Origin of the sequence: Nocardia sp. NPDC051570 (genome assembly GCF_044454005.1) — a bacterium.
GTDB lineage: Bacteria > Actinomycetota > Actinomycetes > Mycobacteriales > Mycobacteriaceae > Nocardia.
The window spans coordinates 259,945-272,854 of sequence record NZ_JBITDI010000006.1 but is presented as its reverse complement, the minus strand read 5'-3'; the positions used below and the strand labels follow the sequence as shown (position 1 = coordinate 272,854).

Here is a 12,910-nt window from a genome sequence, read left to right as displayed (position 1 = left end):
ATCCACCGCCGCCTTCGTCGCCGCGCTGCACCACACGGTCAACCGCAACGGCCACAACGAGAAAGTGGCCCTGGCGACCTTCAAGGATTGGTGGTGATCATCGGCCTATTCGATGATCCCTGCCAGCGTGTCGGGCACGAGCTTGGCGATCAGGGTTCGATAGCGGCGCAGGACGTCGTCGCGGTCGGACTCTTCGGGGACCGACTCCAGGGCGGAGCGTTCGATCATCGCGGCCTGGTCGAGCAGGACGCGACGCCGGTGCGGATCGGTGGTGCGATCGGCGATTTCGGTCAGTGCGTCGAGTTGGCGGATCATGACGGCCGGCATGCCGCGCCCGGATTGGCGGATCTTCTCGAAAGCTCGTTGGACCAGGCGTTCATAACTCACCTGCGTGGCGATGACCCGGATCGAGCCGTCGCTGTCCCGGCGCACCGGAGTGGGATCCCAGGTGGCCGCGATTCTCGACAGGCAGTCACCCAACCAGTCGATGCAAGTCAATGCGGTGAACGTGTCGTTGATGCCGGGGGACAGTGCGCGCAGGGCGATTTCGACGATCTGGTCGATGCCGAAGGATATGTCCTGGGTCAGCGTGCGCGTGGGTCCGGCGACGTGTCCGCGCGCGAAGCTCTCCGTGACCCGGTCGGCGGCCTCGGCGGGCCATACGAGTGCCACGACCTGTCCCTCGGTGAGGAAATGGCCGGGCCGGTAGGGCAGATAGATGACCGCATCCGCGGCGGTGGCCATCCGGACCAACTTCTCGTAGCGGATGTACTGCAGATACCCGCTTCCGGCGGTCCGGACCTGCCCGCCGCCCTCGGTCAATCGGGCCAGCAACTCCTCCGCGGAAAGGCCACGCCGCGACAGCGGCACCGCGATGTCCTGATTGGCCTGGATCGCGGTCGAGACCTCCGCGGCGATCTCCGCGATGACGTTCGGCAGCTGGATCACCGTCGCGATGTGGTTGATGAAGTAGATCAGCACGGCGAGGTCGACGACGAGTGAGGCGATAGCGACTGTCGTCGAGATGTGGGGCACGAAATCCGCGCCGACCGACACCAGCCCGGCGATCGCGTACACGAAGGTCGCGACGAAGGTGCCGAGCGTGATCTGAGTGCCCCGGTCGCGAATGAAGTTGCGCAGCATGCGCGGACCGAACTGGGTCGACGCGAGCGTCAGCGCCACGATCGTGATCGAGAAGACCACGCCGACAACGGTGATGATCGCCGCCGCGATCGCGGTCAGGACCTGCCTGGCCGCATCGGGTGTGCCGCCGATGATCCACGAAGGAATCGTCAGAGCGCCACGGTAAACCGCACGATCGAGGCCATAGGTGATCACGAACAACCCCACGGCCGCCACCACCTCGAGGGTGGGGACGAACCAGAGATTGGTCCGCAACATCTCACGGCGGCGATCGAATTCGAGATAGGGCCCGGCCACAATGCCTCTCGGTGGTCTCGTCTTGGCTGAAACGCGCCGACCAGACTTCCCGGCTCTCCACGGTGAAATCTACACCGCGCAGCTGCTCCGATTGCTCGGCGCTGCCGGGTGGGAGCCCCGATGTTGTTGTCGCCGTTCGAGCAGACCAAGCCCTGCACCGCGAGTAGGCGGAGCGCACGTTCGATGTCGCGCCCGCGGGCCGAGGGCCACCGAGTCGCCGGAAATCGGCAAACGCGCCAGCCTACGACCGAGGAGACGTCGCATGGCTGCAGCTGGCACCGCGTGTTCAAATGCCCGCGAGCACGCCGACGCGGATCCTGACAGATCTGTCAGGTTTTTGTGCGCGAGGGGGGACTTGAACCCCCACGTCCGAGGACACTGGAACCTAAATCCAGCGCGTCTGCCAATTTCGCCACTCGCGCGTGATGGTACGACCGTCCAAACTCTACCGGGCTTGACCGGGTTCGCGAAGCACTGGACGGGTGTTTTGTACTGGTGAGTAACACCACCTGGGATTATAACAATTGAGTAACGGCCAATGTGAGGGACCCTCAGCTTTCCTACGCGTGGGTAACGGGGTGGGACCAGCGGGTTCGAAACGTGAGGGAGGGTCATGTTCTGGGATATTCTTGTACTGGCGTACCGAAATACTCGAAGGTAACCCTTGCCTGGCCGACCGAACATGAGGAAATCCTCATGATTTTGTGCGATCCTCGGCCTTCATCAGGTCCTCAGGGGCGAGGGACACCTGCGCACGGAGGAGCGGCCCCCACGAGGGGCGAGCCGCCAGGAGAAGGAAGTCGATACGTCTTGACGATCAACGAGAGCACCGAGACCGGATCGAGCGCGAAGGTGGCTGGGGGAGCTACGGATAGGGCTGTGAAGTCGTCGCTGCTGGATCGCCTGCTGGGTGGTGAGACGTACGCCCTGGCCTTCGGCGGACAGGGGGCGAGCTGGCTGGGCGAGCTCGAGGAGATCGGCCGCGACAGCGCGCTGGAGCCGGAGCTGACGGCGTTGGTGAACGAGGCGGCCGCCCGGCTGGACCCGGTCGCGGCGAAGCTGCTCATGGTGCGCCCCGTGGGTTTCGATCCGATCGCGTGGATGCTCGAGGACGAGCTGACCGAGCCGGGTGAGGTGTCGGCCGCGCCGTCCGAGCAGGTGCTGCGCTCGGCCGCGATCTCCATGCCCGGTGTGTTCCTCGCCCAGATCGCCGCGCTGCGCGCGCTGCGGCTGCAGGGCCTCGATCCCGCCGCGCACGCCCCCGTCGCGATTGTCGGCCACTCCCAGGGGCTGTTGGCCGCCGAGGCCGCGCGCGCCGGCGGTGAGCGCGACGCCGAACTGCTGGCGCTGGCCCAATTGATCGGCGCCGCGGCCACTCTCGTCGCCCGTCGCCGCGGCCTGATCCCCGTCGGTGAGCGCTCGCCGATGGTGGCGGTGTCGAATGTCGATCCCGAGCAGTTGCGCGCGGTGGTGGCCGAGGTATCCCAGGGCGTGGATCCGGCTGTGGCCGCGGTGGTTTCGATCCGTAACGGCCGTCGCCGCGCGGTGCTCTCGGGCACCGTCGCGCAGCTGGAACGGGTGCGCCTGCGCTGTGCGGAGCTGCATACCGAACAGACCCGCGAGCGCGAGGCGAAGAAGCGCGGCGGCGCGGTGTTCGCGCCCGTATTCGAGGACGTCGAGGTCGAGGTCGCGTTCCATCATCCCGCGCTGGCCGAGACCGTGGATCTCGTTGCGGCATGGGCGGATCAGTGCGGTATCGACGGCGAGCTCGCCGTGGAGCTCACCCGGCGGATCCTGGTCGAGCCCGTGGACTGGGTGGCGGCCGTGGACGACGTCGTGGGCCGGGACACCCACTGGATGCTGGACCTGGGCCCCGGTGATCTGCTCACCCGCCTGACCGTCGGCTCGTTGAAGGGCACCGGCGTCGGCATCGTGGCGGCCTCCACCCGGTCCGGCCAGCGCAGCCTGTTCACCCCGGGCGCGGCCCCGGAGGTGGCCCCGGCCTGGTCGAGTTTCGCACCGAAGCCGGTGCGCCTGCCCAACGGCCGCATCGTGGTCGAGACCTCGTTCACCCGCCTCACCGGCCGGTCGCCGATCCTGCTGGCGGGTATGACTCCGACCACCGTGGACGCGAAAATCGTTGCGGCCGCGGCCAATGCGGGCCACTGGGCCGAGCTGGCCGGTGGCGGTCAGGTGACCGAGCAGATCTTCGCCGACCGCGTGGCCGAGCTGAAGACGCTGCTGCATCCCGGCCGCGCCGTGCAGTTCAACTCGCTGTTCCTGGATCCGTACCTGTGGAAGCTGCAGCTGGGCGGTAGGCGGCTGGTGCAGCGCGCGCGTTCGGCGGGCGCCCCGTTCGACGGCGTCGTCGTCACCGCGGGCATTCCCGAACTCGACGAGGCCGTGGCGCTGATCGAGGAGCTGACCGAGGCCGGCATCACCCATGTGGCGTTCAAACCCGGCACGGTCGCCCAGATCCGGGCCGTGCTGCGCATCGCCGACGCCGTGCCGGACTATCCGGTGATCATGCATATCGAGGGCGGCCGCGCCGGTGGCCACCACTCCTGGGAGGACCTCGACGATCTGCTGCTCGAGACCTATGCCGAGCTGCGTAACCGCGGCAATGTGATCATCTGCGTCGGCGGCGGCATCGGCACCCCCGAGCGCGCGACCGAATACCTCACCGGCGAATGGTCGGCGGCGCACGGCCATCCGGTGATGCCGCTGGACGGCGTGCTGGTCGGCACGGCCGCGATGGCGACGCTGGAGGCCACCACCGCGCCCGAGGTGAAGCAGCTGCTGGTGCAGACGCCCGGCACCCCGAACTGGGTCGGCGCGGGCACCGCGACGGGCGGAATGGCCTCGGGCCGTAGCCAATTGGGCGCGGATATCCACGAGATCGACAACTCCGCCTCGCGTACCGGCCGACTGCTCGACGAGGTCGCGGGCGATGCCGAGGCGGTCGCGGCGCGCCGCGCGGAGATCATCGAGGCGCTCGATCGCACGGCCAAGCCGTATTTCGGCGATCTGACCACCATGACCTATCTGGACTGGCTGCAGCGCTACGTCGAGCTGGCCGTGGGCCTGGACCTCCGCAAGGACTTCGACTGCGGCACCGACTTCGGCGACGCGATCGCCGATGTCACCCGCTCGGTGTGGCTGGACATCACCTGGCGCGATCGGTTCGCGGAGATGATGCGCCGCACCGAATCCCGGCTGCATCCGACCGACCGCGGCGAGATCGTCTCGCTGTTCGCCGACGATGCCGCGTTCGAGGAGCCGGTGCGTGCGATCTGCCGTATGCGCGAGGTCTATCCGGCCGCGGCGCAGACGGTGCTGCATCCGGCGGATGTGCCGTTCTTCGTCTCGCTGTGCAAGACCCCGGGCAAGCCGGTGAACTTCGTGCCGGTCGTCGATGCCGACGTGCGTCGCTGGTGGCGCTCGGATTCGCTGTGGCAGGCCCATGATCCGCGCTATTCGGCCGATCAGGTCTGCGTCATCCCGGGCACCGTCTCGGTCGCGGGCATCACTCGAGCCGACGAGCCCGTCGGCGAACTGCTCGACCGCTTCGAGCAGGACGCCGCCTATTCGCTGATCCGCGGCGGTGCGGCGCCCAAGGCCGTCGACGGCCGCCGTCGCGTCGGGGTGACCGAGGGCGCGATCGATATCGTGCTCGCCGCCCCCGATGTGCAGTGGGCCGGGCGCACCACCGTCAATCCCATTCACCGCCTGGGCGATCTGCACGAGTGGACCATCGACGACAAGGGCGCGGTCCATCCGCGCACCGGGGCGACGCTGGTCGCGACCGAGGGTCCCGAGGATCACGCCTATGTGGAACTGACCGTGCCGCTGCTCGGCCGCGAGGTCGTGCGCATCCGGATCACCGTGCCCACCTCGGTGTACAACGGCGGCGCGCCGGTGATCACCGAGGGCGACGCCGAGGCCGCCATGTCGGCGCTGCTGGCCGTGGCCGCCGGACGCAAACTGCCGGAGGTCCGCTCCGCCAACGGAACTCATATCGCCCATGTCAATCTGGCCTGGACCCCGGAGCTGAACGCCGACCATGCCGGAGTGACCGGATCGGGTCTGCCGACGACGTTGAGCACCATCGGCCGGACGGTGCCCGATGTGCTCGTCGGGGCCTGCTGGCCCGCCGTCTTCGCGGTGCTGGGCGCGACCCGCACCGCCGACGGACTCGGCGTGATCGAGGGCATGCTGGATCTGGTGCACCTGGATCACCAGGTCGAGCTGGTGCACGAACTGCCCGACACGCACGCGGTGCTGTCCGTGCGCGCGGAATCCGGCGCGGTGGTCGACACCGATCTGGGCCGGGTGGTCGAGGTGCGCGTCGCCGTCGGTGTCATGCGCGATCACGGGATCGAGACGCCGACCGCGGCGAAGCTGGTGGAGCGCTTCGCGATTCGCGGCCGCACCGGCGCGGGTGAGCTGACCGATCCGCCGCGCGCCGCGGGTTCGGTATCCGACGAGGCGATCGATACGCCCCGCAGGCGGCGTCGCGATCTGACCCTGACCGCGCCGCGCGCGATGGCCGCGTTCGCGGAGGTCTCCGGCGACCACAACCCGATCCACACCAGCGATTCCGCCGCCAAACTGGCGGGGCTGGGCAGCCCGATCGTGCACGGTATGTGGCTGTCGGCCGCCGCTGCGCACGCCGTATCGGCCATCGATCCCGGATCGCCGCTTCCGGCACGGACTTTGACCGCGTGGACGACCCGCTTCCTGGGCATGGTGCGCCCCGGCGCGGAGATCGATGTGCGGGTCGAGCGGATCGCGGTGGACCGTGGCAGCGAGATCGTCGAGGTGTCCTGCCGCACCGGCGGCGATCTGGTGATGACCGCGACCGGCCGGACCGCGGCCCCGCGGACCGTCTACGCCTTCCCCGGACAGGGCATTCAGACCAAGGGCATGGGCCTGGACGCGCGCTCGCGCTCCAAGGCCGCCAAGGAGATCTGGGACCGCGCCGATAAGCACACCCGCGAGGCGCTGGGCTTCTCGATCCTCGCCGTGGTGCGCGACAACCCGACCTACCTCAAGGCGCGTGGCGTGGAATACCGCCACCCGCAAGGGGTTCTGCATCTGACCCAGTTCACCCAGGTCGCCATGGCGACCCTCGGCGTGGCCCAGGTCGCGGAGCTGCGCGAGGCCGGCGCCTTCGTGGAGGGCGCGATGCTGGCCGGACATTCGGTCGGCGAATACAACGCGCTGGCCGCCGTCGCCGGGGTGCTGCCGCTCGAGGCGGTGCTCGAGGTGGTGTTCCAGCGCGGCTCGGCCATGCACGAGCTGGTGCCCCGGGATGCCCAGGGCCGCAGCGACTATCGGATGGCCGCCATCCGCCCGTCGCAGATCGGCCTGCCCGATGCCGAGGTCGTCGGCTTCGTGGCCGAGATCGCCGAGCGGGCGGACGCCTTCCTCGAGGTCGTGAACCTGAACCTGCGCGGCGCGCAGTACGCGATCGCGGGCACGGTCAAGGGGCTCGAGGAGCTGGAGGCCGAAATCGAGCGTCGCCGTGCGGAATTCGGCGGCAAGCGGGCGTTCATCATCGTGCCCGGCATCGATGTGCCGTTCCACTCCACCGTGCTGCGCGAGGGTGTTCCGGAGTTCCGCACCAAGCTCGACGAGCTGTTGCCCGCGGATCTGCATCCGGAAGTCCTTGCCGGACGCTACATTCCGAACCTGGTGCCGCGGCCGTTCTCGCTGGAGCGCGAATTCGTCGCCGAGATCGCCGATTACGTGCCGTCGGAGCCACTGGCGCGGGTGCTGGCCGATTGGGACGGCTGGGCGGCGCGGCCGAACGATCTGTGCCGGGTCGTGCTGATCGAGCTGCTGGCCTGGCAGTTCGCCAGCCCGGTGCGCTGGATCGAGACCCAGGATCTGCTGTTCGCCGATGCCGCGAACGGCGGGCTCGAGGTGGAGCGCTTCGTCGAAATCGGTTTGGCCGCAACGCCGACCGTGGCGAACCTGGCCGCCAACACCCTCAAGCTGCCGCAGTTCGGCACCACCAAGGTCGAGGTGCTCAACATCGAGCGCGAGGCCGCGGTCGTGTACTCGACCGATACCGATCCGGCTCCGGTGGATGAGCCGGAAGAGACTGTGGCCGAAGCGGCCCCAGCCGCGGTCGCGGCGGCGGTGACCGGCGCTGTGCCCGCCCCCGCACCCACCGGTGGTCCCCGCCCGGACGACATCCCCTTCAGTGCCGCCGACGCCACCCGCGTGCTGATCGCGCTGTGGACCAAGCTGCGGATGGATCAGATCGGCCCGGTGGACACCATCGAGGGGCTGTGCGACGGTGTGTCCTCGCGGCGCAACCAGCTGCTGGTCGATCTGGGTTCGGAGCTGTCGCTGGGCGCGATCGACGGTGCGGCCGATGCGGATATGGGTGCGCTGTCGGCGACCGTGGATCGGCTGGCGCGTACCTACAAGCCGTTCGGCTCGGTGCTGTCCGACGCCATCGGCGACCACCTGCGCAAGGTGTTCGGCCCGTCCGGTAAGCGTCCGGCCGCGGTCGCCGACCGGATCAAGAAGGTCTGGCAGCTCGGCGACGGCTGGGCGCATCACGTCACCGCCGAGGTGTCGCTGGGCACCCGCGAGGGCGTCAGCGTGCGCGGCGGCGACCTGGGCGGGCTGGTATCCGGCGCGCTCGGCGACGGCGCCGCGGTGGACGCGGCCATCGATGCGGCCGTGCAGTCACTGGCGGCCCGGCGCGGGATCAGCGTGGCACTGCCCGCGGCCGGCGGTGGCGGCGGCGCGACCGTCGACGCGGCGGCACTGGGCGAGTTCACCGAGCAGATCACCGGCCGCGACGGCGTGCTGGCGACCACGGCCCGGGTGATGCTCGAGCAGCTGGGCCTGAGCGAGCAGGTGTCGGCGCCGGAGGCGAGCGATACCTCGCTCGTCGATCTGGTGTCGGCCGAATTGGGTTCGGACTGGCCGCGTTTGGTCGCCCCGGTCTTCGAGGGTCGCCAGGCGGTGCTGATCGACGATCGCTGGGCCAGTGCGCGGGAGGATCTCGCGCGGCTGTGGCTGTCCGATGACGCTCACGTGGCCGAGCTGCCGGTGAACGGATTCGCCGGTGCCGGGGAAGCCGTTGCGACACAGGCGGACTGGTGGCGGAAGCGGTCCATGACGCAGGCCCGTTCGGTGCTGGCCGGGCTGTACGGGCGCATCGCCGAGGCGGCGCGCGACACCGAGCAGGTCGGCATCTGGTCCTCGGATACGGCCGTGATCACCGGCGCCAGTAAGGGTTCCATCGCCGCGGCGGTCGCGGGCCGACTGCTCGGCGGCGGCGCGACCGTCGTCGTGACCACCTCGCGACTGGACGATACGCGGCTGGGCTTCTACAAGCGGCTCTACCGCGAGCATGCGCGCCACGGCGCCGCGCTGTGGGTGGTGCCCGCGAATATGGCCTCCTATCAGGATATCGACGCACTGATCGACTGGGTGGGCAACGAGCAGACCGATAACGCCGGTGGCGCGAAGGTTCTCGTCAAGCCCGCCATGACCCCGACGCTGCTGCTGCCGTTCGCCGCGCCGCGGGTGGCCGGTGACCTCTCCGATGCGGGTGCCCGCGCGGAGATGGAGATGCGGGTGCTGCTGTGGTCGGTCGAGCGGTTGATCGGCGGGCTGTCGGTGCTCGGCGCGGACCACGATGTGGATTCGAAACTGCATGTGGTGCTGCCGGGTTCGCCCAACCGCGGCCTGTTCGGCGGCGACGGCGCCTACGGCGAGGCCAAGGCCGCGCTGGATGCCGTGGTCACGCGCTGGCGGGCGGAGAAGTCGTGGGCGCGGCGGGTCACGCTGGTGCACGCGCTGATCGGCTGGGTGCGCGGTACCGGGCTGATGGGCCATAACGATCCGCTGGTGGCCGCGGTGCAGAAGGCGGGCGTGCAGACCTGGTCGACCCAGGAGATGGCCGACGAACTGCTCAAGTGGTGCACCTCGCGGGCTCGCGTCGTGACCGCGCAGGGACCGCAGCAGATCGACCTCACCGGCGGTCTGGCGCGGGCCAAGCTGGATCTGCCCGCCCTGATGAAGGATGTCGATCGTTCCGGTGACGACGACGCCGAGGCCACCGAATCCGAGGTCCGGACCCTCGCGGCGCTGCCCGCGCCCCCGACGCGGACCTCCGCGCTGCCGGTGCCCGAATGGGGTTCCGTCACCGCCGATCTCGACGATATGGTCGTGATCGTCGGCGCGGGTGAGCTCGGTCCCTATGGTTCGGCGCGGACCCGGTTCGAGGTCGAGGTCGAGGATCGGCTGTCCGCCGCGGGCGTGCTCGAACTGGCCTGGACGACCGGCATGGTCACCTGGGAGAACGATCCCAAGCCGGGCTGGTACGACGCCGAAACCGGTGACTACGTCGACGAATCCGAGCTGGCCGAGCGGTATCACGATGCCATCGTCGAGCGCTGCGGCGTCCGCCGCTACGGCGACGACGGCGCCATGACCGATAACAGCGCGCCGCTGCTCACCTCGGTGTTCCTGGACAAGGACCTGAGCTTCGTGGTCAACAGCGAGGCGGAGGCGCGAGCGTTCCATGCGGCGAACCCGGACTCGACCGTCATCGTGCCGGTGGCCGATTCCGGCGACTGGCAGGTGATTCGCAAGGCGGGCACCGAGATTCGGGTGCCGCGGCGGGCGAAGCTGTCGCGTACGGTCGGCGGTCAGATTCCGACGGGCTGGGATCCCACCAAGTGGGGTATCTCGGCGGATATGGCCGGATCGATCGACCGGGTGGCGCTGTGGAACATCGTCTGCACCGTGGACGCGTTCCTGTCCTCCGGATTCACCCCGGCCGAGCTGATGAGCTGGCTGCATCCGGCGATGGTCGCCAACACCCAGGGCACGGGTATGGGCGGCATGTCGTCGATGCGCTCGCTCTACATCGACAATCTGCTGGGTGAGCCGCGGGCGAACGACATCCTGCAGGAGGCGCTGCCGAATGTCGCTCTGGCGCATGTGGTTCAGTCCTATGTCGGTAGCTACGGCGCGATGATCCATCCGGTCGCGGCGTGCGCGACCGCGGCGGTGTCGGTCGAGGAGGGCGTCGACAAGATCAAGCTGGGCAAGGCCGATCTGGTCGTGGCCGGTGGTTACGACGATCTGGGCATCGAGGGCATCGTCGGCTTCGGCGATATGTCGGCGACCGCGGATTCGGCTGCCATGAGCGCCAAGGGAATCAGCGATCGCTACTTCTCGCGGGCCAATGACCGCCGGCGCGGTGGATTCGTCGAATCGCAGGGCGGCGGAACGGTTCTGCTGGCGCGCGGCAGCGTGGCGGTCGAGATGGGCCTGCCGGTGCTCGGTGTGGTGGCCTACGCGCAGTCCTTCGCCGATGGCGTCCACACCTCCATTCCCGCACCGGGTTTGGGCGCGCTGAGCGCGGGACGCGGTGGGGCGCAGTCGCGGCTGGCCAACGAGCTGCGCAAGCTCGGCGTGACGGCCGACGATATCGCCGTGCTGTCCAAGCACGACACCTCCACGGCCGCGAACGATCCCAACGAGTCCGAGCTGCACGAGCGGCTCGCCGAGGCGCTGGGCCGGTCGGACGGCGCTCCGCTGTTCGTGGTCTCGCAGAAGACCCTCACCGGACATGCGAAGGGCGGTGCGGCGGCGTTCCAGATGATCGGCCTGTGCCAGGTGCTCGAACAGGGCGTCATCCCGCCCAACCGCAGCTTGGACTGCGTGGACGAGAAGATGGCCGACTATCCGCATCTGGTGTGGCTGCGTGAGCCGCTGCGGATGGGAGATCGTTTCCCGCTCAAGGCCGGTCTGGTCACCTCGCTCGGCTTCGGGCATGTCTCGGGTCTGGTCGCGGTCGTCCACCCGCAGGCGTTCATCGAGGCGATCGACCCGCAGCGCCGCGAGCAGTACCTGCGCCGGGCCGAAGGGCGCCGCCTGAGCGGCCGCCAGCGGCTCGTGGAGGCCATGTGCGGCGGGGCGCCGCTCTACGAGCGCCCGGCCGACCGCCGCCTCGGCGGCGACGGCACCCCGGCCAAGCAGAGTCGGCAGTTGGAGGCGGATATGCTGCTCGCCCATGAGGCCCGTCTGGCGGACGGCGTGTACATGGTTCCGGGCACCGGCTGCCAGTAGTCCCACCCCATTCGGCGGTGCCTGCTCACGAGCAGGCACCGCCGAATGCTTTCTGCCCTATGTTCCCCGTGAGTAGCTCTCATCTGGTCCCCGCCGAAGGCGGGGATGGGGTTAGCATGGCCGAGTTCGGCTGGCATGCGGTTGGTTTCGGGGCCGCACAACATCGAGGGGCGCTGTGACGATTCTTGGGATCGGGCTGGATCTGGTGACCATCTCCGAATTCGCCGAGCAGCTGCAGCGCACCGGGACCACCATGCTGCGGGAGAGCTTCACGGTGGGGGAGCGGCGCTACTGCGAGAGCAAGGGAACCGATCCGGCGCGCAGTTACGCGACTCGCTGGGCGGCCAAGGAGGCCGTCATCAAGGCCTGGGCCACCTCGCGATTCGCGCGCAGTCCGCAGATCGGGGACAACCCCTATCCGCTGATCGAGGTGGTGAACGACGCCTGGGGGCGGCCCAGTATCAAACTGCACGGCCTGGCGGCGGAATTCCTGCCGCGGGCACGGGTGCATCTGTCGCTGACCCATGACGGGGATGTGGCCGCCGCGATGGTCGTGCTGGAGGATCCGGGCGAACTGGCCGATCTGATCGCGGGCGGCTAAACGTCGGTCCGCAGGCCGCCCATCCGCGACTCCTTCTCGGCCACAAGCAGATACGCCACCATCAAGCGCTTCAGCTCGGAGACCGCGTCCTCGTGGCGCAGGCCGTCCTGCACGGAGAAGTTCATCATCGAATACACCATGTGCACCAGCACCTGGGCCATCATGGACCGGCGGCCGCGGGGCGTGCGCGGCATCAGCGGCCGCAGCATCTGCTGGACGACCTCGGCGAATTCCTTCTCGTGGATGGCGCCCGTGGCCCGCGTGGACGGGGTGGACTGCATCGCGAGCCAGACCTCGCGCCGCGACGGATCGGTCATCCACAGATCGGCCAGGTGATCGACCAGCTTGTTCATATGTCGCAGCCAGTCCATCGACGGAACCTCACCGTGGAAGTCGGCCAGTTCCTGCGAAACCGCCACCAGATCCTGGCGATTGAGCTCGCAGACGATGACGTACTTGTTGGCGAAGAACTGGTACAGCGTCCCGATCGGCACCTCCGCGCGGGCCGCGACCTCCTCGCAGGTGAACGATTCGAAACCGACCTCGACCAGTAACTCCCGCGATGCCTGTAACAGGGCGTCGAACTTGCGCTTGCTGCGCTCCTGGGTGGGGCGGCGGCGCGGCATCAACTCCTGCGGGTCGTCCTGCAACTCCAACGCGGGGTCAGGACGTCTACTCGACCTCGTTGCCCCACGCGTCTCCACCACAACTATCAGGCTAGCGGTAGCGACACGCGGATGACACGCGGCTGCGCCGACC

At 68.9% G+C, this 12,910-nt stretch carries 4 protein-coding genes and 1 tRNA gene; 2 read left to right on the top strand and 3 right to left on the bottom strand.

Going from position 1 to position 12,910, the window contains the following annotated elements:
- Positions 1-105: 105 nt before the first annotated feature.
- Both ACIA76_RS17435 and ACIA76_RS17430 read right to left on the bottom strand, forming a co-directional pair.
- Positions 106-1,440: a DUF2254 domain-containing protein gene (locus tag ACIA76_RS17435; protein WP_397152821.1), complete on the bottom strand. Its 1,335-nt coding sequence runs from the start codon at positions 1,438-1,440 to the stop codon at positions 106-108.
- A 340-nt stretch (positions 1,441-1,780) separates the two neighbouring features.
- Positions 1,781-1,862: transfer RNA gene (locus tag ACIA76_RS17430), tRNA-Leu, on the bottom strand.
- Between the two features lie 388 nt (positions 1,863-2,250).
- Between ACIA76_RS17430 and ACIA76_RS17425 the strand changes: the two genes are divergently transcribed.
- Together ACIA76_RS17425 and ACIA76_RS17420 are read left to right on the top strand one after the other, a co-directional pair.
- Entirely contained in the window at positions 2,251-11,550 is a 9,300-nt protein-coding gene (locus ACIA76_RS17425; protein WP_397152820.1) for a fatty acid synthase subunit beta domain-containing protein, read from the top strand.
- Positions 11,551-11,725: 175 nt separating this feature from the next.
- Positions 11,726-12,151 (top strand): holo-ACP synthase, encoded by a 426-nt coding sequence (locus tag ACIA76_RS17420; RefSeq protein ID WP_397152819.1) that lies wholly within the window; start codon positions 11,726-11,728, stop codon positions 12,149-12,151.
- On the opposite strand, the gene ACIA76_RS17415 is transcribed toward ACIA76_RS17420, so the two are convergent.
- On the bottom strand, positions 12,148-12,777 hold the full coding sequence (locus tag ACIA76_RS17415; RefSeq protein WP_397153065.1) for a TetR family transcriptional regulator: 630 nt from the start codon (positions 12,775-12,777) through the stop codon (positions 12,148-12,150). The two genes, ACIA76_RS17420 and ACIA76_RS17415, sit on opposite strands and share 4 nt — an antisense overlap.
- Positions 12,778-12,910: the final 133 nt, after the last annotated feature.